Source organism: Mesorhizobium escarrei (assembly GCF_935825525.1).
GTDB lineage: Bacteria > Pseudomonadota > Alphaproteobacteria > Rhizobiales > Rhizobiaceae > Mesorhizobium > Mesorhizobium escarrei.
Map to the genome: position 1 here is coordinate 91,108 of NZ_CAKXZT010000117.1, position 21,051 is coordinate 112,158.

Sequence of the window (21,051 nt, forward strand, 5' to 3'; positions counted from 1 at the left end):
GCCACGCAGCCGCTTTACAGGGCAGTCTGGTAGCGCTACCGTTTCATCATCGCGCGTGACCAGGGAGGAGCTTGGGAACTGCCGCGGCCAGTCAGGAAAGCGGTTTCCTTCGAAGACGTCGCAGGAAGCATTCGGGAGGAAATCGATGGCGTCTGTCGCGATTGGCGATGTCTACAAATCATTCGGAACGGTCGAAATCCTCCACGGTGTCAGCGTCGACATAGAGGATGGCGAGTTCGTCACGCTGGTCGGGCCGTCGGGCTGCGGAAAGTCGACCCTTCTCAGGATGATCGCCGGCCTGGAAAAGATTTCGCGCGGCCAGATCGCGATTGGCGAGCGCGTCGTCAACAACGTTGCGCCAAAAGAGCGCGACGTCGCCATGGTGTTCCAGAACTACGCGCTCTACCCGCACATGACCGTCGCCGAGAACATGGCGTTCTCGCTGATGCTCAAGGGTGTTGCGAAAGCCGCAAGCGCTGCCAGCGTCAAGCGCGCCGCCGAAATCCTGGGGCTGGTGCCATTGCTGGAGCGCTATCCCAGGCAGCTTTCCGGCGGCCAACGCCAGCGCGTCGCCATGGGCCGAGCGATCGTGCGCGATCCGGCGGTCTTCCTGTTCGACGAGCCGCTGTCCAATCTCGACGCCAAGCTCAGGGTGCAGATGCGCGCCGAGATCAAGGAACTGCACCAGCGCCTGAAGACCACGACGGTCTATGTCACCCACGACCAGATCGAGGCCATGACCATGGCCGACAAGATCGTGGTCATGCATGACGGCATCGTCGAGCAGATCGGGCCGCCATTGGAACTCTACGACCGGCCCAACAACCTCTTTGTCGCCAGCTTTATCGGCTCGCCCGCCATGAACATGCTGAGGGGCGAAATCGTGACGGATGGCGGCTCACCGCATTTTCGCGGCTCCGGCGGGATTTCCCTGCCGCTGGCCGCAGTACCGTCGACCGGCAGCGGCGAGCAGGTGGTGCTGGGGATACGCCCCGAGCATCTGCGGCTATCCCAGGACGAAGGCATTCCAGTCACAGTCGTGGTGGTCGAGCCGACCGGGTCGGAAGTGCAGCTCATCGGCCGGACGGCCGGCGGTGACGAGATCGTCGCCAATTTCCGCGAGCGCCATTCCTTCACGCCGGGCGAGACCGTACGGCTCACGGCCGAGCCGGGCCTCATCCATCTCTTTCATGGCGAAACCGGGCAGCGCTTTGAAATGCGCGCCCGGCAGTAAAACCACAGCGTGGAAATAAACAGGAGGAAACGAGCATGAAATTCACCAGACGTGACGTGATTCGCACGACTGCCGGCGTGGCGGCGGGAGCCTTGGGAAGCCGCATCGTCGGCTCTTCCGCCTTTGCCCAGGAGGGGTTGACGTACAAGCCCGAAGACGGCGCAAAGCTGCGGATGCTGCGCTGGTCGCCGTTCGTTCAGGGCGATGAAGACCAATGGCTGGCCAACACCAAGCGGTTCACCGAGGCGACAGGCGTCGAGGTCCGCGTCGACAAGGAAAGCTGGGAGGACATTCGCCCCAAGGCGGCGGTCGCCGCCAATGTCGGCTCCGGTCCAGATCTGATGCTGGTCTGGTTCGACGACCCGCACCAGTACCCCGACAAGCTGCACGACGTGTCGGAACTGGGTGAGTATCTCGGCTCCAAGTACGGCGGCTGGCACGACGGACCAAAGCAATATGCGACGCGCGAGGGAAAGTTCCTCGGCCTGCCGCTGGCCACCATTGGCAATGCCATCGTCTATCGGGAAAGCTGGGTGAAGGAGGCTGGCTTCTCGGAATTTCCGAAGGACACCGCGGGCTTCCTCGAGCTTTGCAAGGCCTTGCAGGCGAAGGGCCATCCGGCGGGTTTCACACACGGCCATGGCGTCGGCGACGGCAACAACTATGCTCACTGGCTGCTTTGGAGCCATGGCGGCCAGATGGTCGACGAGAGCGGAAAGGTGACTATCAGCAGCCCCGAGACGCTCAAGGCGATCGAATACGCGCAGGAACTCTACAAGACCTTCATCCCCGGCACCGAAAGCTGGCTCGACGTGAACAACAACCGCGCCTTCCTGGCCGGCGAACTGGGCGTGATCGCCAACGGCATTTCCGTGTATAACACGGCCAAGACCAACAAGGACAATGATCCGAAACTGGCTGAAATCGCCAAGGACATGCGCACGACCAGCCTGCCGATCGGTCCCGTCGGAAAATCGGTCGAGCTGTTCCAGGTGACCACGGCCGTGATCTTCGACTACACGCCCTACCCCAACGCGGCCAAGGCCTATCTGCAGTTCATGTTCGAGGAACAGCAAATGGCGGAGTGGATCACCTCCTCGGCCGGCTACTGCTGCCAGACACTCAAAGCCTTCGACAACAATCCGGTGTGGACGGCTGACCCGAACAACGCAGCTTACGCCAAAGCCTCGGCGACGCTGCGTCCCAACGGTTATGCCGGGCCGCTCGGCTACGCTTCGGCGGCGACCATGGCCGACTATGTCCTGGTCGACATGTTCGCCAAGGCGGTGACGGGCCAGGCGACGCCGCAGGAGGCGATGGAAGAGGCGGAGAAACGCGCCAACCGCTACTATCGCGTTTGATCACAGCCGAGCCGGGCAGCAGCGACCGCGCTGCCCGGTCTGATTCCCAGAATCGCGTGGCGGCCTCCCAGGCCACCATGCCAGCAGACCGTATGAGGAGCCGTCCCATGGCCGTGTCGTCCGCTGCCGTTCAGCCGCGTCCATCGATCCTGTCGCGGAGCCTGTCGCTCCTGGCCGACAGCCGCAACGCGCTTGGCTTCGGCTTCATGCTGCCGGCGGCAGCGCTGCTGCTGGTCTTCCTGACCTATCCGCTCGGGCTCGGCATCTGGCTCGGCTTCACGGATGCCCGCATCGGCCGCCCCGGTATCTTCATAGGCATCGAAAACTACCAATATCTGTCGGATGACGCCGTCTTCTGGCTCTCCGTCTTCAACACCTTGCTCTACACGATAAGCGCCTCGATCCTGAAGTTCGCGCTCGGCCTCTGGCTGGCGCTTATCCTCAACCAGAACCTTCCCTTCAAATCGTTCTTCCGCGCGATCGTGCTGCTGCCATGGGTGGTGCCGACGGTGCTGTCGGCCATCGCCTTCTGGTGGATCTACGATTCGCAGTTCTCCATCCTGTCCTGGGCGCTTATGGAAATGGGGCTGATCGACCATCGCATCAATTTCCTCGGCGATCCGGAGAACGCGCGCGCTTCGGTGATCGCGGCCAATGTGTGGCGCGGCATTCCGTTCGTCGCCATCACGCTGCTAGCCGGCTTGCAGACCATACCCCAGTCGCTTTACGAGGCCGCCACGCTCGACGGTGCCAGTCGCTGGCAATTGTTCCGTTTTGTGACCCTGCCGCTGCTGACGCCGATCATCGCCATCACCATGACGTTTTCGGTGCTGTTCACGTTCACCGATTTCCAGCTGATCTATGTGCTGACCCGCGGCGGACCGGTCAATGCCACCCATCTGATGGCGACATTGTCGTTTCAGCGCGGCATTTCGGGAGGCCAGCTTGGCGAGGGCGCCGCCATCGCGGTCGCCATGATCCCGTTCCTGCTTGCGGCAATCCTGTTCAGCTATTTCGGCCTGCAACGCCGCAAATGGCAGCAGGGCGGAGGAGACTGACATGGCTGAGATCAAGAGGGCCGAGATCAAGAGCGCCGCGATCAAAAAAACGAAACGGCAGGAACTCGACGAAGGCGGCATGGGCTACCTTCAGAGCCTGCCGCGGCGCGTGGTGACGGTCTATCTGCCGTTGCTGGTGTTCGTCATCGTGCTGTTGTTCCCGTTCTACTGGATGACGATCACGGCGATTAAGCCCAATCACGAGATGACCGACTACGCCAATTTCAATCCGTTCTGGGTCGTGCATCCGACATTCGAGCACATCCGCTATCTCTTGTTCGACACGTCCTATCCGGGCTGGCTGCTCAACACGATCATCATCTCCACCGCCGCCACGTTCCTGTCGCTGCTGGCTGCGGTGTTCGCGGCTTATGCGATCGAACGGCTGAGGTTTTCGGGGGCGCGGCAGGTTGGGCTGGCGATCTTCCTCGCCTATCTCGTGCCGCCCTCGATCCTGTTCATCCCGCTGTCGGTGATGGTGTTTAACCTTGGGCTTTACGACACCCCCTTCGCGCTCATCCTCACCTACCCGACCTTCCTGGTGCCTTTCTGCACCTGGCTGCTGATGGGTTACTTCCGTTCCATCCCGTTCGAACTGGAAGAATGCGCGCTCATCGACGGGGCGAGCCGCTGGCAGATCCTCATGAAGATCGTGTTGCCGCTGTCGGTGCCCGGCCTGATTTCGGCCGGCATCTTCGCATTCACCCTGTCATGGAACGAATTCATCTATGCGCTGACGTTCATCCAGTCGTCCGAAAACAAGACCGTGCCGGTCGGGGTGCTCACGGAACTTGTCCGCTCCGACGTCTATGAGTGGGGAGCGCTGATGGCCGGAGCCCTGATCGGCTCGCTGCCGGTGGTGGTGCTTTATTCGTTCTTTGTCGAGCACTACGTTTCCTCGATGACCGGTGCGGTGAAGGAATAGCGCCTGCCGCAGTCGGCGCTCGACTGGCCAATTGTCGAAGTCGGCGCCGCCCCTCATCCGCCTGCCGGCACCTTCTCCCGTTTAGTGACGGGGAGAAGCGGCTGGCCGCGGCCTCGGCTCTGCAACGCTGGAGATTGGCGAAATCCTTTGGGAAGGCGTCTTTCTCCCCGTCACTATACGGGGAGAAATGCCCGGCAGGGCAATGAGGGGCGGCGCCGACTCAGTGCGATTGCTCTGCTGGAGCAGCGTTATCAATACGGGCATTGCCGCCAACCATCCGCCGCGTTATCTCAACTGACCTTCTGCCGGAGCCTCCAATGCCTGAAATCGTCACCGCAGCCATGCTCGTCATTGGCGACGAAATATTGTCCGGCCGCACCAAGGACAAGAATATCGGCCACCTCGCCGACATTATGACGGCGATCGGCATCGACCTGAAGGAGGTGCGCATCGTTGCCGACGAGGAAGACGAGATCGTCGCCGCAGTGAACGCCCTGCGTGCCCGGTACACCTATGTTTTCACGACCGGCGGCATTGGTCCGACGCATGACGACATCACCGCGGACGCCATTGCCAAGGCCTTCGGCGTGCCTTGCGAATACGACGCCAAGGCCTATGCCATGCTGGAAGCGAGCTATGCCGCGCGCGGCATCGAATATACCGAGGCGCGCAAGCGCATGGCGCGGATGCCGCGCGGTGCCGACCATATCGACAATCCTGTGTCGATCGCGCCGGGCTTTCGCATCGGCAACGTCCATGTAACGGCCGGGGTGCCGGCGATTTTCCAGGCGATGCTCGACAATGTCGTGCCGACGCTCAAGGCCGGCACCAGAATGCTGTCGGCCACGGTGCACTGTCCGTTCGGCGAAGGACTGGTCGGCGGACCGCTGGGCGACATCCAGAGGGCGCATCCGGACACGATTATCGGCTCCTACCCGAAATACAGCGACGGCAAGTTCTGGACCGAGCTGGTCGTCCGCGCCCGCAGCCAGGAAGCGCTGGACGCCGCCCGCGCCGATGTCGAAGCGATGGTCGCAGGCCTCACCAGCGCGGCCAGTTGATCTAAAGCGCGTCGCGTCTGAGAGGATTTTATGCAACGCGCTTTAGGTTCTTGTCTTTATGCATGTCGTTATCCCAAAACCGCTGCGCACCTCGTGCCCGAGGGTATGTTTTTGGGCGACATGCATCAGCCCGTATCCGGGTTAGCCGGAACCAAGCATAGTGCAGTGACGTTTCATGCGGGCGAGTTTCAATCGCCGTAAATTGAGGGGTTACCATGCGATTCAAGACCATCGTCGCCATACTGCAGAACGAACAGGACGCGGAGCGCGTGCTCGAATGCGCCATTCCGCTTGCCGACAGGTTTCAGAGCCATCTCATCGGTATTCATGCCGAAGCGCTTCCCGTCCCCTACACCTCGGCCACCGGCTTTCCCGACACCGAGTTCCTACAGGTTTCGGCCGACATGAACAAGGAACGCGCTGAAAAACTGCGGGCGGTTTTCCTCCGGCATGTCGGGGATTCCGGCCTGTCCTTCGAGTGGCGCAGCCTCGAGAGCTTTTCCGGAGACAGCGCGCTGACCGGCATCCCAACCGTTCGCACCGCGGACCTGATCATCGCCGCGCAGCGCGAGTCGGGCGGCGATCCCAGCGCCGATGTCGACACGCTGGTCTACGACGCCGGCCGGCCGGTGCTGGTCGTGCCTCACTCAGGCCCGCTCATCACCAGCTTCAAGCATGTGCTGCTCGCCTGGAATGGCAGCAAGGAAGCCGCGCGCGCCGCCTTCGACGCCCTGCCCTTCATCATCGAGGCCGAAAAAACCGATATTGTCGTCATCGACCCGCCGGATACGCTCGACGAAGCCCCGGAGGCGGCCGGCGCCGAAATCGCCGCCGCCCTGTCCAGGCATGGCGCCACGGTCAGCGTCTCGGTGCTGCAATCGGCCGGCCTCTCGGTCGACGAGGTGCTCCAGACCAGGGTTGCCGAAACCGGCGCCGACCTGCTCGTGCTCGGCGCCTACAGCCATTCCTGGCTGCGCCAGCTTCTGTTCGGCGGCGTCACCCGCACGGTGCTGCGCACCCTGCCCGTGGCAGCTTTCCTGTCGCGGTAAATCCACAAGCGGCAAGTCCACAGGCGGCAAGTCCACAGGGATCGCCTGCCGCCGCCCTGTCTTGCATCGCCCTTGCCAAGGCCAAGGCTTTCCAGTTAATTCCGCGCGTTCCTTCAAGTGTCTGCGCGCGTTTTTGGCGCGCTGCGGAGTGCGCAAAAAAATGTCCCTTCCCGAAAAGGCCTTTCCTGTCTCGTGGGATCAGTTCCACCGCGACGCGCGTGCGCTCGCCTGGCGCCTTGCCGGCGCCAACAAAGGCCAGTGGAAAGCGATCGTCTGCATCACGCGCGGCGGCCTGGTTCCGGCCGCGATCATCTCGCGTGAACTCGGCATCCGGGTCATCGAGACGGTTTGCGTCGCCTCCTATCACGACTATGCCAGCCAGGGGCAGTTGCAGGTGCTGAAGGAGGTCACGCCGGCACTGCTCGCCGATGACGGCGCCGGCGTATTGATCATCGACGACCTGACAGACACCGGCAAGACCGCGGGCATCGTGCGCGCCATGATGCCCAAGGCGCATTTCGCCACCGTCTACGCCAAGCCGAAAGGCAGGCCGATGGTCGACACCTTCGTCACCGAGGTCAGCCAGGACACCTGGATCTATTTTCCGTGGGATATGGGCTTCACCTACCAGAAGCCGATCGCCGACGACCACGCCGGCTGATTCGCGGCAACTGCCTTTTTCTTCCGGGACACGCCGGAGCACTTCTTGCCGGCGAGCACGTCTTGAAAGAGTGCCGCGGCGCACAATATGCCTGTTGGTGTGGTTAACCAGTTCGTGTGAGGTTTTTTACTTTTATTGCTTATGATCAACTGTAAGATTCACGAGACAAGTGATTCTGGAGGCTGGGGCAAGCTTCTACGATGTTGACGAGGCCAGCAACGCACAACCATTTGGCCGAAAGGGTTCAGCGGCTCTTCGGTGCAGCGCCGTGCCGCCTGCAGGTTGCAGCATTGCCCTGGCGCGACACCGGGCATGGCGTCGAGATCATGTTGATCACCAGCCGCGATACCGGTCGCTGGGTGCTTCCCAAGGGCTGGCCCGAGGCCAAGGAACTGCTTTGCGAAGCGGCGGCGCGCGAGGCCGGCGAGGAAGCCGGACTGCGCGGCACGGTCTCCCACCACGAAGCCGGTCGCTACTTCTATGCCAAGGCTTTGGCTTCCGGGGAGGAAGTGCCTTGCGAGGTTTTGGTGTTTCCGCTGCAGGTCGAAAAGGTCGCCGGCCGGTGGAAAGAAAAGCGGTCGCGCATCCGCAAATGGGTCAGCCCCGCCGAGGCCGCGCGCATGGTCAACGAGCCGGACCTCGGCCAGATCATCGCCTATTTCTGTGCCGACCCGTACCAATTCTCCTGAGCAAAACCAGGCGCACCCGGCCAAAGCCGCGCACCTGCCGCGCATCGCCGGCGATGCTCTTTGGCGAAGAGAATCGATTTCGCCACCACGGCTTTGGCATGCGTCGTCACGGTCGTTGGCCTCCCGCGTTGGTAAAAATCGAAATCCTCCGCGCCACTTCTATCCCCGTTATCCACATATGTGACACACAAGATGTTGGGGTCACAAAAGCTACGCAAACGAATCCTTGACGGCGTAAAACGAGTCGCCTTTTATAGGCCATGCGCCCCTGTTGAGAGCGCGACCGGAAAGTTCTGAGCCCGGTCTTTTTTCCCGGACTAAGTGCGTTTGGCCGCATTTCCGCCTGGCTACGAGGCCGGCGGAGGCGTCGGGATTGTGGGGTTTTTTGGGGACGAAAGGGAAAAATGTCGGACTGGAATAAATTGTCTGTTAATACTATATTTAGTGTTTGCAGGTAGGTTCGACGCTAGATAGTGTGAAGTTCCCTCGATTGAGGGAGTCGCAAAAAAGTTTCAGTTTTGAGGGACCCGCAGGGTCCGTCGGCGCGTTGGACGGCTACTTCGCAAGGAGTTCGACCAGCAGGGCGGGCGGAGCCTGTGAAAAGGAGCCGGCCGTTTTCGAACGCCGGCAGACGGCGGACATGCGCGTTTCGAAATGGGGGGCAGAAATCCCCTGGGAAAGGCGCTATATGTAGACAAGCAAGGGATAGGACCAATGCGCATCGAGCGTCGTTTCACCAAGCAGGGGCAGTCTGCTTATTCGGAGATCGAATTCCGCAAGGCGCTTTCGGAGATCAAGAATCCGGATGGCTCGGTGGTGTTCCGCTTGGACAATATCGATGTGCCGGCTCAGTTCAGCCAGGTTGCCGCCGACATCCTGGCGCAGAAATATTTCCGCAAGGCCGGCGTGCCGGCACGGCTGAAGAAGGTCGAGGAGAACGACGTCCCCTCCTTCCTGTGGCGCTCCGTAGCCGACGAGGCCGAGCTGGCAAAGCTGCCGGAGGCCGAGCGCTACGGCTCCGAGACCGATGCCCGCCAGGTCTTCAACCGTCTTGCCGGCACCTGGACCTATTGGGGCTGGAAGGGCGGCTACTTCAACTCGGAGGAAGACGCGCGCGCCTTCCGCGACGAGCTCGCCTATATGCTGGCCACCCAGCGCGTTGCGCCGAACTCGCCGCAATGGTTCAACACCGGCCTGCACTGGGCCTACGGCATCGACGGCCCGAGCCAGGGCCACTTCTATGTCGACCCGTTCACCGGCAAGCTGACCAAGTCGAAGTCTTCCTACGAGCATCCGCAGCCGCATGCCTGCTTCATCCAGGGCGTGCAGGACGATCTCGTCAACGAAGGCGGCATCATGGACCTTTGGGTGCGTGAAGCGCGCCTGTTCAAATACGGCTCCGGCACCGGCTCCAACTTCTCGTTCCTGCGCGGCGAAGGCGAAAAACTGTCCGGCGGCGGCCGTTCGTCCGGCCTGATGAGCTTCCTCAAGATCGGCGACCGCGCGGCGGGCGCCATCAAGTCGGGCGGCACGACGCGCCGCGCCGCAAAGATGGTCATCGTCGACGCCGACCATCCCGATATCGAGGAATTCATCGACTGGAAGGTCAATGAGGAGCAGAAGGTCGCGTCGCTGGTCACCGGCTCGAAGATCGTTAAGAAGCACCTCGAAGCGATCATGAAGGCCTGCATCAACTGCGAAGGCCAGGACGACGATTGCTTCGACCCGGCGATCAACACCGCGCTGAAGCGTGAAATCAAGCTGGCCAAGAAGGACGGGGTGCCGGAGAACTACATCTACCGCGTCATCCAGTTCGCCAGGCAGGGCTACACCTCGATGTCGTTCAAGACCTACGACACCGACTGGGATTCGGATGCCTACCTCACGGTTTCGGGCCAGAACTCCAACAATTCGGTCTCGCTGAAGGACGATTTCCTGCGCGCCGTCGAAGAGGATGCCGACTGGCACCTCACCGCCCGCAAGGACGGCAAGGTGCTGAAGACGCTGAAGGCCAGGGATTTGTGGGAAAAGATCGGCTATGCCGCCTGGGCGTCGGCCGACCCGGGCCTGCACTTCAACACGACGATGAACGACTGGCACACCTGCGCCGCGGCCGGTGCGATCCGGGCGTCCAACCCGTGCTCGGAATACATGTTCCTCGACGACACCGCCTGCAACCTGGCCTCGATCAACCTGCTGCCCTACCGCAACGCGGACGGCACCATCGATGTATCAGCCTACGAGCACACGGTCCGGCTGTGGACGATGGTGCTGGAAATTTCCGTCATGATGGCGCAGTTCCCGTCGAAGGAGATCGCCAAGCTTTCCTACGAATACCGCACGCTCGGCCTCGGCTACGCCAATATTGGCGGCCTGCTGATGACCTCGGGCATTCCCTATGATTCCGACGAGGGCCGCGCCATCTGCGCAGCACTCACCGCAATCATGACCGGCACGGCCTATGCCACCTCGGCCGAAATGGCCGCCGAGCTCGGCGCCTTCCCCGACTACGACCGCAATGCGCAGAACATGCTGCGCGTCATGCGCAACCATCGCCGCGCCGCCTATGGCGACAGAGACGGCTACGAGAAACTCGCCGTCAACCCGGTGCCGCTGGTCGCCTCCGACCTGAAGCAGCCGGAGCTTGCCGCCCATGCCAAGGCCGCCTGGGACCGCGCCATCGAACTCGGCGAGGAGCATGGCTACCGCAATGCGCAGGCGACCGTGATCGCGCCGACCGGCACGATCGGCCTGGTCATGGATTGCGACACCACCGGCATCGAGCCCGACTTCGCGCTGGTGAAATTCAAGAAGCTGGCCGGCGGCGGCTACTTCAAGATCATCAACCGCGCCGTCCCTGAAGCGCTGCGCACGCTCGGCTATTCGGAAAGCCAGATCGCCGAGATCGAAGCCTATGCGGTCGGCCACGGCAATCTGAACCAGGCGCCTGCCATCAATCCCGGCTCGCTCAGGGCAAAGGGTTTTACCGACGACAAGATCGCGGCACTTAACGCCGCGTTGAAGTCGGCCTTCGACATCAAGTTCGTCTTCAACCAGTGGACACTGGGTGCCGACTGGGTGAAGGAGACCTTTGGCTTCACCGACGAGCAGCTCAACGATTTCTCGTTCGAGATGCTGCCGGCGCTCGGCTTCTCGAAGAAGGACATCGAGGCCGCCAACATCCATGTCTGCGGAGCGATGACCCTCGAGGGAGCACCATTTCTGAAAGACCAACATCTGCCGGTGTTCGACTGCGCCAGCCCGTGCGGCAAGATCGGTAAGCGTTCGCTGTCGATCAACAGCCACATCCAGATGATGGCGGCGGCGCAGCCCTTCATCTCCGGCGCAATTTCCAAGACCATCAACATGCCGAACGACGCGACGGTGGAAGACGCCAAGGGCGCCTACATGCTGTCGTGGAAGCTGGCGCTGAAGGCCAACGCGCTCTATCGCGACGGCTCGAAACTCTCGCAGCCGCTCAACGCCTCGCTGCTTGCCGACGTCGAAGACGACGAGGACGATGCCGTCGAGCAGCTGATCGGAGCACCGGCTTCACAGCGCGCCGTGCAGGTGACTGAAAAGATCGTCGAGCGCGTCGTCGAACGCCTCTACCGCGACCGCGAAAAACTGCCGAACCGCCGCAAGGGCTATACCCAGAAAGCGGTCGTCGGCGGCCACAAGGTCTATCTGCGCACCGGCGAATTCGACGACGGTCGCCTTGGCGAGATCTTCATCGACATGCACAAGGAAGGTGCGGCCTTCCGGGCAATGATGAACAACTTCGCCATCGCCATCTCGCTCGGCCTGCAATATGGCGTGCCGCTCGAGGAATATGTCGAAGCCTTCACCTTCACCAAATTCGAGCCGGCCGGCATGGTGCAGGGCAACGACGCCATCAAGAACGCCACGTCGATCCTCGACTACGTGTTCCGCGAACTTGCCGTGTCCTATCTTGCCCGCCACGACCTCGCCCATGTCGACCAGTCGGATTTCGACAAGACCGCACTCGGCCGCGGCATCAACGAAGGCAAGGCGACGCCGTTCTCGAAGGGGCTGACCCGCGGCGTCTCGCCCGTCAAGCTGGTATCGGGCATGGGTGCCGACCCCAAGGGATTTGGGGGTTCAAGTCCCTCTCCCGCTACCACTCGCTCGGCGCCGACGGCGTTCTCAGGCTCCAACGTGCTGGCACTGAAGCCGGCCAGCGACGAAGCGATCGCCTATAAGCGAGACTACGAAGAGCGGGCCAGGGAACTGGTCGAGGACATCGTCTACGAAGAAGCAACCGACCCGACTGGGCTGTTCACCGACGATGCCGCGAAAGAAGCGGCCGAGGCCAAGGCGCTTGCCGCTACAAGGCGTCAGCAATCCTTGATGCAGGGCTACACCGGCAACGAATGCTCCGAATGCCACAACTTTACGATGGTGCGGAACGGCACGTGCGAGAAATGCGATACCTGTGGGGCTACGAGCGGGTGCAGCTGAAAATCTGCACCGCTAAAACGCAACATGATCGGCCCAGTCGTAAGATCGGGCCGAATTGCCAAGCGCCGTGATCAGGCGCAGCTCCTTCCCTTCTCCCCCCTTGTGGGAGAAGGTGGCCCCGCGAAAGCGAGGTCGGATGAGGGGTGTTCCAGTGTGGCAAAAACCGCACTCCGTCCAGCACCCCTCAACCGTCTCGGCGCTGCGCGCCGATCCACCTTCTCCCACAAGGGGAGAAGGCAAGACCGCGCTATTACCGCCACGGTTGCAAACTCTCATCGCCGACATAAGCGATGATGGTGTCGCAGACAGCGTTTCAAATCCCGCAGACACAATCGTCACGCAAATCGCTGACGTTCGAGCTTGGCTCCCCCTTCTCCCCCTACACAAGGGGAGAAGGTGGCCGCGAAGCGGTCGGATGAGGGGTGCTCCAGCTTGGCACCGTTGGCGATCCTTCCAACACCCCTCAACCGTCTCGGCGCTGCGCGCCGATCCACCTTCTCCCACAAGGGGAGAAGGCAAGACCGCGCTATCGCCACGGCTGCAAACTCTGGTCGCCGACATAAGCGATGATGGTGTCGCAGACGGCGTTCAAATCCCGCAGCACCTCGTCGTTCCAGAAACGCAGCACCCGAAAGCCCCTCGCCTTCAATTCGCCGTCTCGTTCCCGATCGTAGTTTGAATCCGCATGCTGGCTGCCGTCGATCTCGACGATCAGCCTGGCCTCGGCGCAAACGAAATCGGCGATGAATCTGCCGATCGGAACCTGACGCCGGAATTTGATGCGATCGAGCCTGCGTCCGCGCAGCTCGTGCCACAGGCGGTCTTCCGCCTCCGTTGGCTCGCGGCGCATCGAGCGGGCGAAACGACGTTTGGTCGGAGCGACAGGCTGATGCGGCATCGGGCGAGATTACCTCGGCGCTCCGTCCAATCCGTCGTCATGCAATCGCTGACATTCGAGCTTGGCTCTGGACAAGACTTCTAAGAGCAAGCAGCCGATCTGGACCCGGGCCGCCGATGTCGATCATGACTGCTTCTCGCACATCGCCGGAGAAGCGTATCCAGCCGAAAGGGGCCGGAATTCCAACCTCAATGTTCCCGAGCTCAAAGGCCTGGCGTTGAGCCGCTTTTTCCCGCAAACGCTCGACGAGGCGAAGACCATCATCGATTTCCTCTGCGGCCGAGCCTCGATCTAAGCCGTTCCGGTTTCCGAGAGCAACGCCCCGCTTTCCGCACTGACTGTCCCGGCCGCTCGCTGGGCTGTGCTGCAGGCGTCAGGCAGCTTGCTCCACCCAACGCGAGATCAGCGGCCGAAACAGCGTGACCAGCCTGTTGGCACCTTCGCGCAGCCATTCAAGCTGGGCGATGTCATCGACAAGTTCCGCTTTTGGCACGGTGAGGCTGACCTGCCCCTTGTTCGATCCACTCGGACCTTGCTCGAACGTCAGTGGAAGGCCGCTTTCCTGCCTGAGAGCGTCGGCCTGCCCTTCGAGCCATTCATAAAACGCAAAGCCCTCATCATCTGACAGGGCGAGAAACAGTCCCAGCTTGTCCCGGCTTCGGTAAGCCGTCATCCATTTCACGGGTTTCGGCAACGGAACTCGAACCCAGTTGTTGCCTCCGTGCCGCGGAACTGGCTGGTCAGGGTGGTCGAACTTCACGGTGTCAATGAACGATTGCCAGAATATCCGGTTAGATGTCCGCTGCTTGGCCTGCTCGGGATCGACCACCTGTTCGCTCGCCTCAGCTACGTCATCGCCAGTTTCCTCAATGCGCAACGGTCGGCCCGTCTCTGTCATCAGCACGCGCTGCTGAATGACCTCCGTCCTGACGGGAACGGACGGAACAATCAGCGTGCGGTCTTGGTCGTCTTTCCAGAGCTGGATTTCCAGCAAGGAGAATCGCGCCGCGGCCAGGCCGGAGGCGTTCAAATGATCGGAGATCGCGTGGAGGTCGGAGCGGATGCCGTCACCTGCTACGATCAGGTGGAAATCGCCGAGGTCAAGCGAGCGAGAGACCGCATCAACGAAAACGCTTTCATCCAGGTCCGGCCACTTCTGCCTCGCAAGTTCATACATGGGATTGGCAGAAGAGCGCCGTGCCGTGCTCTGGCGCACTTTTGCAGTGAGGTCACCGTAAGACAATCCGCGGGCGAGCGCGGCATATTCAAGTATCTGGGCGATCACCTCGCGGCGTGCTTGGGGATTGCGCCAAAGCTTGCATTCGACCAGGACCAGGCGTCCGGATCGGCTGATCCCGAGAATGTCCAGAAAAACGACACCGCCTTCGCGCGCCAGCGGCAACTCCCGAGCAATGGGAACGAAAGCCCCCGCGTCCGCTTCCATTCGGTCGAGAATGACCAGATCAGGACGGGCAAACAGCAGCGTCTGCAGCCACTTCTCATCCTGCGTGCCTTCGCCAGCGCGAATACGCGTACGTCTGAACGACGACGAGTGTTGCCCGTCGCTTTCGACCAACATTGCAACCAATTTGAACCCCCGCAACCGATATCGAAGCGACATCATGCGTATGCGTTGTTGTCAATGAGCGTCCGCTGGTTCAGAGGTCGGGACGGTGTGATTTGGGCAAGGGCGCGTCTAATGGCGAACGAGAGCATGAGGCTGGTAGCGTGGAATTGTGCTGGAGGGTTTCATCGAAAAGCAAAAGTCCTGAACGCTCATGCGCCTGATATAGTCGTTCTCTCCGAGGCATCGAAGGACTGCGTATCTCTTGTCGGTGGCGATGCTTCCGGTCTCTGGGTCGGTTCACATCCCGGATATGGCTTGGCAGTGCTAGGGATGAACGGATGGAAAATCGAGACCATGGAAATTGCTGTCGAGGAGTCGCTCTTTCTGCCCGTCAGGGCCGTTCGAGGTTCGGAGCAGCTACATCTGGTCGGGCTCTGTGCCAAGAAGGATGGCGACTACGTTGCTCCGACGCTTCGGGCGCTGTCCAGGCTGTCAGCCTTCATCTCCGAAAAAGGCGCGATCCTAGCGGGTGATTTCAATCAATCGGTCAAATTCGATGCAAAGAGAAGTGCTGCCGGACATTTCGGTCGGGTGCTGGATGTCCTTGAAAGCCTCGGCGTTATCAGCGCGTGGCATCATACTCGCGACGAGAAATTCGGTTCGGAGACATCGTCCAGCTACTTCCATCGCTGGCAGCAAGGACATGGCTCCCACATCGATTACGCATTTGTGCCGCGAGGATTCGCGATTTCGTCAGCAAGGCTGGGTACTTACGATGACTTTGTCGCGGCCGGATTGAGCGATCACGTGCCCCTCACGGTAGACCTGAAGCTGTCGAACGGTCTGCCATGCTAGAACTTGAATCCCGCAAAGCGCGCCTTGGCCTTCAGCCGATCCCATCGCTCGGGCCTAATGCGTCGACAATTGCGGTTGCTCGAACCAAGGCGGAGCGCACGGCCGCGATCTCAAGCGCCAGTTCCGGTGGCCGGCAAGCCGTCTGAAGGAATTGCACCGGGAACACTGAATCGCATCCTCAAGCAGTCCGGTTTAAAGGAGTGATGACATGCGTTACGCGGTGGTGATCGAAAAAGCTGGAAACAATTTTTCCGCTTACGTGCCGGATCTACCCGGCTGCATCGCGACCGGCGCGACGGTGCCTGAGGTGGAAACGGAAATTCGCGACGCAATACGAAGGTTTGCGTGCCGATGGGCTGGATGTGCCCAAAGGTGTCAGCGTGGCGGAATATGTAGAGGTGCCCTAGGCTACGCCGCAACCGATGTGCTGCGGATTGGGTCTGCGGAAACCGCCGCGGATGCCATCCACGAAAACAGCCGCAGCGAAGACCGCGGCTGTCGATGTCCCGTCAGGCAAGACCTCGCGCGCTGGCTAAGCGACCGTGCCACGCCCCACTTCGCGGAAGTACCCCCTCACCCGGATTGCCAACCAAATTGCGAAGAGCAATTCGGGGCAATCCGACCTCTCCCCAAGGGGAGAGGAGTTCGCCAGCGTTGAAGTCAGCCTCTTCTCCCCAGCGGGGAGAAGGTGGCCGCGAAGCGGCCGGATGAGGGGGACACCCCGCATAACAGCCTCAGTTCACGGCGCTGATGTTGCCCAAGCGTAAAAACAGCGTTTCGCCGGAAGAATCGTCGACGCCGTCATTGTCGGTGGCGACGAAGATATCGCCGTTCCTGTCGATGGTGAAACCTTCGACCTTGTCGACGACATAGCCGTTGGTGGCTGATTTCAAGTCGCCGATGATGTCGCGCACCAGCGTCTTTTCGACCAACGGCAGGTCGTCGCCGAGCTTGGCCGGTTTGAAGGCATCGAGCGCCACCGAATAGATGCGCTTCACCTTGGCCAGGTCGCCGATCTGGTTGTCGCGTTCGAGGATGTAGAGCTTGCCGTCATGCGCGGTGATCTCCGACAGGCCCATCCAGCCAGCGTCGGTCGCTTCGAGCGGGTAGCGCACCGCCGACCATTCCTTGGCCTTGGGCTTGTAGGCCAAAAGCTTGACCTGGCGCTTGGGGTCGTCGGCCCATTCGCGCTGGACAGCCATCACCAGCGTCAGGTCGTCGCCTCCGCCGACCGCAGTGATGCCTTCGAGACCGAAGCGGGTCTGGTGGGCGAGCAGTTCCATCGGGAAGCCGATTTCCTGCTTGATCTCGCCCTTGTCGTCGACGCGCAGGATGGCATGGGGGACGAGCTTTGCCGGATCGCCTTCATTGGCCAGCCAGAAGCCGCCTTCACCGTCGGCGACAAGACCCTCGATGTCGAGCTTCTGCGCAGGATGGCCGCCACGCGTGACGATGGTTTTTCCAGTGATCAGCGCCGGCGTCTGGGTAGCATCGATCTCGAAGATCGACGGCGCGTTGGCGTAGAACGAGTCCGAGGCAGCGAACAGCCTGCCGGCAGCATCGCTGGCCGCGAGCGCCGAAAGCGCGCCCCAGCCGAGCGGCGTGCCGTCTGCCGTGGGCTTTGCCGTGATCATCGGGTAAGTGGCGGAGCCTTCGGAGCGCTCATAAATCATCACGTGCGAGCGGGCGAGCCCGTCCTCGACCAGGTCCGCCTCGTTGGCGGTGACCAGGAGATTGCGCGACGGGATCGCGACCAGGCCTTCCGGGCCGATGCCGGACGGCAGGATCTGGACAAACTGAGGCTCCGCACCCGTGTCCTTGTAGACGCCGACAACCGAGCCACGCTCCGAAGCGACGAACATCAGCCTGTCTTCGCCGAACGTGCCGGTCTCGAGACCTTCCGGCTCGATGCCCTTCTTGTTGCGCTCGTCGGGATAATGGCCGGCATTGGCCACCTGGTACTCGAAGGACGGGCCGGATTCGTACAGGACCTCGCCCTTCTTGCTGAAGATGGTGAAGCCGCGCGAGCCACCCTTGTAGTCGCCTTCGTTGGCGACGACGAGGCGGTCATTGTCGAGCCATTTCACGGCGTCGGGCTCACGCGCGACGTTTTCCATCTTGCCATCGAAGGACAAGGCGCCGTTCTTCTTGGTGTCGATCTTGTCCAGCGCGACTGAGCCTGCCGAGAAGTGCGTGACGATCGCGCCGGTCTCGGCGTTGACTATGGCAATGTGATTATTTTCCTGCAGCGTGACCGCTATCTCGCCGGCCTCGTTGAAGGCGACGAATTCCGGCTCCGGATCTTCCCCAGCGACTTCGGCAATGCCCGCCAGGTTGACGGTCTTCATCGTCGCGCAATCGGGCTGGCCTTCGGCAAGCGTGAAAATCCTAAGGTCGCCCGCCGGCATCTGCGGAATTTCTCCGTCGTTCAGCTCCTCGTCGCGCTCGTTCTCGATGGCGATGGCCAGGAACTTGCCGTCCTTGCTGAACGCCAGCGAGTCCGGCTGACCGCCGAGGTCGCAGGTGCTTTCGATTGCCTTTGAGGCGAGGTCGATGACGGTGAGATTGCCGGAAGGCTTGGCTTTGCTCTGGGACGTGTTGACGCCGGCCAGAACCTTGCCGCCGATGACCACGACCGAGGTTGGCTCGCCGTCGATCTTGACGATGCCGCCGGCCTTGGGCGACTTGGGATCGGCGATGTCGATGAAGCCGACCGCACCGAGCGGGCTATCGGAATAGACCAGCGTCATGCCGTCTTCGCTCGCCGTGATGATCTCGGACGAAGTCGGCGTGGTCTTCTCGACATCCGCCGGGAGGTTTCCGGCGACCGCGAAGCTCGCGACCCGGTTGAACATCATGTCGGCATGGGCCGGCAGCGAAACGGAGGCAGCAAGCGCTGCCGTCAGGACGAAAAGCGCGGAATGGCGGGGCACGGGCGGCGTCTCCTGTTCGAATGGAAGCCACCTGATTGCGGGAACGACATTTCAAAGCGATGACGGATCGATGACACTTCCGCGACAGGCGGTCAGGGTCCGTCGATATTCACCTCATGCTGGCCTGCAAATGGCGGCTTTCTGCGGCCGCGATCAGCACCCCCGAGCGCGAGCAGCAAGAAGTTCCAGCCCCGGACCGCATCCCCTACTCCGCCTCGGCCACCATCTGCCGCCCACCAACCCAGTTCTGCCAGGCTCTCTCGTCGCCGTGGAAAACGTTGAGGTCGATGCGCCCCCTCACCCCGTGCGACAGGCCGGAGCCGGAATACTGCCAGAACACCCATTTGCGGCCGGGATAGACCTTTGAGGGGTGCTGTGCCACCGCGCGCAGCCAGAATGGATAGTCCAGAAATGCGCCTCTGAGATTGTCGCGGTAGAAATCAGGCGCAGTGTAGATGATGGGCCGCTGGCCGTAGTGGCGCTCGAGCTTGTCCATGAACACCTGCATCTTCTCCAGCACCTTTTGCCGCGACGGCCGCCGCTTGCAGCTGGATTCGCCGTTCCACTCGACATCGATCACCGGCGGCAGGGCGCCCTCGACCCTCGGCACGTTGCGGATGAACCAGTCCGCCTGCTCGCCGGCGGTGCGGCACCAGTAGAAGAAATGGTAGGCGCCGCGCTTGAGGCCGGCGGCGTCGGCATTTCGCCAGTTCTTCCTGAACATAGGGTCGAGATGATCGCCCCCGTCGGTCGCCTTGATATAGGCGAAGTTCGCGCCCTGCGCGCGCAGCTTGCCCCAGTTCACGTTGCCCTGCCAGCGCGAGACATCGACGCCGTGAACGGCGAGGTGTCTGGGCGAGGCCTTGCCGAAATTGATCGGCTTGGCGTCACGGAAACGATAGCGCTGGACCGGCTCGGCAAGTATCGGTGCTGCCCGTGCCAGCCGCTTCGGCGCCACCAGGGCAATCGGCTCGACGGGTGGTTCGATGCTTTCGGCAGGCTCCGGAGTGGCCATTGCCACAGTCTGCTCCGTCGCCTCCTCCTGCGCGAAGTCGGGTTCGGCATCGGCAGCGCCGACCGACGCCACCGGCGCGGGCGGCCGCACAACCGAGCTGGTCGTCTCGCTGGACGGCACTTGCAGCGCGTCAACGCCGGACGTGGATGTGCAGCCGGCAAGGCAAAGTGACGCGATCGAGAAGATGACGACGCCTGATAACCGCATCTGGACCTGTACGCAGAACACAACAGACCGAGGGCAAGACAACGCCGCCGGACAAACCAGTCCGGATTACTAACGAGAAATTACCAACAAAGTTTGAATCAAATTGTTAGGGCAGATGGGCTGGGCAAGCAGAATACATGGCAGGCTCGCTTATCACCGTAGCGGTGAGAGCCTGGAAACGCCGCAGAGAGGGCACGAAGGATCGCCGACACCTGCAGGCCCGCTGCCTAGCCGCACAACCACAGCTTGTGGCAGCTCTCGGCTACCATATGAGCGGGCGGGATGGAGCGGTCCGCGCCGGGGCGATCGGTGACGGGATTGACCCGCGCATCATCATCCCGGCGAACCTTTTCTTCAAGCAGCGAGCGAAGCTCGGCCGGCTGAACGCGGTCACGCTCCATCACGAGCTTCACCATCGGATCGCTCAAAAGCTCATCCAGGGTGTTGATTCTGTCGTTCATCCGTCGCCTCCTCGACCGCCGACCCGCACGTAATAGATAGGCGGCAATGATGGCTCGCCAATGACGCTTTGCCGGCTATCTCGTGTCCCGGATGAAAAAAATTAGGCGCGCCTTGTGCCTGAGTTCGCCTGTGCTTCGGTTCGCCTGTGCTTCAGTTCGCCCGTGCTTCAATTCGGGGTGGGGCGCCTTCATATTGCGGCAGTCCGTCGTCGAGCTGTACCCAGGGCTGCTTCGAGGCGGTCCACATATGCATCTGTGGCTTGAACACGGAAGGATCGTCAAGCGAGCCGGAGGTGACGCCGATGATGCCGGCGGAGTCGCGCCGGGAAAACATCGTCGTGCCGCAGCTCGGGCAGAAGCCGCGCTTGAGATCGGGCGAGGAATTCACCGTCGCCACCGGCCCGTCGATGGTCACATCGTCGATACGGAACAGCACGCGGGCGTTGAAGGCAGCGCCCAGCGCCTTCTGGCAAAGCCGGCAATGGCAGACGCGCTCGTTGATCGGCGCGGCCTCAGTGCGGTAGCGCACCGCCCCGCACAGGCAGCCACCCTGATATTTCGCCATTGCCTGAGCCCTCTTTCTGAAGATTGTCGG

The 21,051-nt window shown here is 61.7% G+C and carries 17 protein-coding genes and 1 pseudogene; 12 read left to right on the forward strand and 6 right to left on the reverse strand.

Features of this window, described 5'->3' with window-relative positions:
- Positions 1 to 145 precede the first annotated feature (145 nt).
- From NMG80_RS10425 to NMG80_RS10465, 9 genes are all read left to right on the forward strand, one after another.
- Complete coding sequence (locus NMG80_RS10425; protein WP_254018010.1) at positions 146 to 1,234, forward strand: ABC transporter ATP-binding protein; 1,089 nt, start codon at positions 146 to 148, stop codon at positions 1,232 to 1,234.
- A 35-nt stretch (positions 1,235 to 1,269) separates the two neighbouring features.
- A complete protein-coding gene (locus tag NMG80_RS10430) occupies positions 1,270 to 2,595 on the forward strand; it encodes an ABC transporter substrate-binding protein (RefSeq protein ID WP_254018011.1) in 1,326 nt (441 codons plus the stop codon).
- Positions 2,596 to 2,801: 206 nt separating this feature from the next.
- Positions 2,802 to 3,653: a carbohydrate ABC transporter permease gene (locus NMG80_RS10435; RefSeq protein WP_370463494.1), complete on the forward strand. Its 852-nt coding sequence runs from the start codon at positions 2,802 to 2,804 to the stop codon at positions 3,651 to 3,653.
- Positions 3,654 to 3,732: 79 nt separating this feature from the next.
- Complete coding sequence (locus tag NMG80_RS10440; protein ID WP_254018114.1) at positions 3,733 to 4,578, forward strand: carbohydrate ABC transporter permease; 846 nt, start codon at positions 3,733 to 3,735, stop codon at positions 4,576 to 4,578.
- A gap of 317 nt (positions 4,579 to 4,895) precedes the next feature.
- Complete coding sequence (locus NMG80_RS10445; protein WP_254018012.1) at positions 4,896 to 5,639, forward strand: competence/damage-inducible protein A; 744 nt, start codon at positions 4,896 to 4,898, stop codon at positions 5,637 to 5,639.
- Between the two features lie 215 nt (positions 5,640 to 5,854).
- Complete coding sequence (locus NMG80_RS10450) at positions 5,855 to 6,688, forward strand: universal stress protein (RefSeq protein WP_254018013.1); 834 nt, start codon at positions 5,855 to 5,857, stop codon at positions 6,686 to 6,688.
- A gap of 160 nt (positions 6,689 to 6,848) precedes the next feature.
- The gene (gene gpt / locus NMG80_RS10455; RefSeq protein WP_254018014.1) at positions 6,849 to 7,349 is read left to right on the forward strand and encodes a xanthine phosphoribosyltransferase; all 501 of its coding nucleotides are present in this window, start codon (positions 6,849 to 6,851) and stop codon (positions 7,347 to 7,349) included.
- A 200-nt stretch (positions 7,350 to 7,549) separates the two neighbouring features.
- Complete coding sequence (locus NMG80_RS10460) at positions 7,550 to 8,038, forward strand: NUDIX hydrolase (protein ID WP_254018015.1); 489 nt, start codon at positions 7,550 to 7,552, stop codon at positions 8,036 to 8,038.
- Between the two features lie 714 nt (positions 8,039 to 8,752).
- The gene (locus NMG80_RS10465; RefSeq protein ID WP_254018016.1) at positions 8,753 to 12,520 is read left to right on the forward strand and encodes a vitamin B12-dependent ribonucleotide reductase; all 3,768 of its coding nucleotides are present in this window, start codon (positions 8,753 to 8,755) and stop codon (positions 12,518 to 12,520) included.
- 526 nt (positions 12,521 to 13,046) lie between these two features.
- Here the strand turns inward: NMG80_RS10465 and NMG80_RS10470 are convergent.
- The gene (locus NMG80_RS10470) at positions 13,047 to 13,418 is read right to left on the reverse strand and encodes an endonuclease domain-containing protein (RefSeq protein ID WP_254018017.1); all 372 of its coding nucleotides are present in this window, start codon (positions 13,416 to 13,418) and stop codon (positions 13,047 to 13,049) included.
- A 61-nt stretch (positions 13,419 to 13,479) separates the two neighbouring features.
- On the opposite strand from NMG80_RS10470, the gene NMG80_RS10475 reads away from it, so the two are divergent.
- Positions 13,480 to 13,713: a hypothetical protein gene (locus NMG80_RS10475; RefSeq protein ID WP_254018018.1), complete on the forward strand. Its 234-nt coding sequence runs from the start codon at positions 13,480 to 13,482 to the stop codon at positions 13,711 to 13,713.
- 78 nt (positions 13,714 to 13,791) lie between these two features.
- On the opposite strand, the gene NMG80_RS10480 is transcribed toward NMG80_RS10475, so the two are convergent.
- Positions 13,792 to 14,997, reverse strand: coding sequence for a PDDEXK family nuclease (locus NMG80_RS10480; protein WP_436798581.1), 1,206 nt, complete (start codon positions 14,995 to 14,997; stop codon positions 13,792 to 13,794).
- Positions 14,998 to 15,132: 135 nt separating this feature from the next.
- Between NMG80_RS10480 and NMG80_RS10485 the strand changes: the two genes are divergently transcribed.
- Entirely contained in the window at positions 15,133 to 15,840 is a 708-nt protein-coding gene (locus tag NMG80_RS10485) for an endonuclease/exonuclease/phosphatase family protein (RefSeq protein WP_436798582.1), read from the forward strand.
- A 208-nt stretch (positions 15,841 to 16,048) separates the two neighbouring features.
- A pseudogene (locus NMG80_RS10490) lies at positions 16,049 to 16,247 on the forward strand (type II toxin-antitoxin system HicB family antitoxin).
- 327 nt (positions 16,248 to 16,574) lie between these two features.
- Here NMG80_RS10490 and NMG80_RS10495 read toward each other — a convergent pair.
- From NMG80_RS10495 to NMG80_RS10510, 4 genes are all read right to left on the reverse strand, one after another.
- Positions 16,575 to 18,773, reverse strand: coding sequence for an esterase-like activity of phytase family protein (locus NMG80_RS10495; RefSeq protein WP_254018021.1), 2,199 nt, complete (start codon positions 18,771 to 18,773; stop codon positions 16,575 to 16,577).
- Between the two features lie 205 nt (positions 18,774 to 18,978).
- Positions 18,979 to 19,995: a glycoside hydrolase family 25 protein gene (locus NMG80_RS10500; RefSeq protein WP_254018022.1), complete on the reverse strand. Its 1,017-nt coding sequence runs from the start codon at positions 19,993 to 19,995 to the stop codon at positions 18,979 to 18,981.
- Between the two features lie 227 nt (positions 19,996 to 20,222).
- Positions 20,223 to 20,456 carry a hypothetical protein gene (locus NMG80_RS10505; RefSeq protein WP_254018023.1) on the reverse strand — a complete coding sequence of 78 codons (234 nt, stop codon included), beginning with the start codon at positions 20,454 to 20,456 and terminating at the stop codon, positions 20,223 to 20,225.
- Between the two features lie 151 nt (positions 20,457 to 20,607).
- Entirely contained in the window at positions 20,608 to 21,021 is a 414-nt protein-coding gene (locus tag NMG80_RS10510; RefSeq protein WP_254018024.1) for a GFA family protein, read from the reverse strand.
- Between the last annotated feature and the right edge of the window lie 30 nt (positions 21,022 to 21,051).

Bases quoted from the DNA above. Each gene is read 5' to 3' on its own strand.
- NMG80_RS10445 (WP_254018012.1), top strand. From the start codon at position 4,896: ATGCCTGAAATCGTCACCGCAGCCATGCTCGTCATTGGCGACGAAATA.
- NMG80_RS10440 (WP_254018114.1), top strand. From the start codon at position 3,733: ATGGGCTACCTTCAGAGCCTGCCGCGGCGCGTGGTGACGGTCTATCTG.
- NMG80_RS10435 (WP_370463494.1), top strand. From the start codon at position 2,802: ATGCTGCCGGCGGCAGCGCTGCTGCTGGTCTTCCTGACCTATCCGCTC.
- gpt (WP_254018014.1), top strand. From the start codon at position 6,849: ATGTCCCTTCCCGAAAAGGCCTTTCCTGTCTCGTGGGATCAGTTCCAC.
- NMG80_RS10425 (WP_254018010.1), top strand. From the start codon at position 146: ATGGCGTCTGTCGCGATTGGCGATGTCTACAAATCATTCGGAACGGTC.
- NMG80_RS10460 (WP_254018015.1), top strand. From the start codon at position 7,550: ATGTTGACGAGGCCAGCAACGCACAACCATTTGGCCGAAAGGGTTCAG.
- NMG80_RS10470 (WP_254018017.1), bottom strand. From the start codon at position 13,418: ATGCCGCATCAGCCTGTCGCTCCGACCAAACGTCGTTTCGCCCGCTCG.
- NMG80_RS10465 (WP_254018016.1), top strand. From the start codon at position 8,753: ATGCGCATCGAGCGTCGTTTCACCAAGCAGGGGCAGTCTGCTTATTCG.
- NMG80_RS10510 (WP_254018024.1), bottom strand. From the start codon at position 21,021: ATGGCGAAATATCAGGGTGGCTGCCTGTGCGGGGCGGTGCGCTACCGC.
- NMG80_RS10430 (WP_254018011.1), top strand. From the start codon at position 1,270: ATGAAATTCACCAGACGTGACGTGATTCGCACGACTGCCGGCGTGGCG.
- NMG80_RS10450 (WP_254018013.1), top strand. From the start codon at position 5,855: ATGCGATTCAAGACCATCGTCGCCATACTGCAGAACGAACAGGACGCG.
- NMG80_RS10500 (WP_254018022.1), bottom strand. From the start codon at position 19,995: ATGCGGTTATCAGGCGTCGTCATCTTCTCGATCGCGTCACTTTGCCTT.
- NMG80_RS10480 (WP_436798581.1), bottom strand. From the start codon at position 14,997: ATGTTGGTCGAAAGCGACGGGCAACACTCGTCGTCGTTCAGACGTACG.
- NMG80_RS10485 (WP_436798582.1), top strand. From the start codon at position 15,133: ATGAGGCTGGTAGCGTGGAATTGTGCTGGAGGGTTTCATCGAAAAGCA.
- NMG80_RS10505 (WP_254018023.1), bottom strand. From the start codon at position 20,456: ATGAACGACAGAATCAACACCCTGGATGAGCTTTTGAGCGATCCGATG.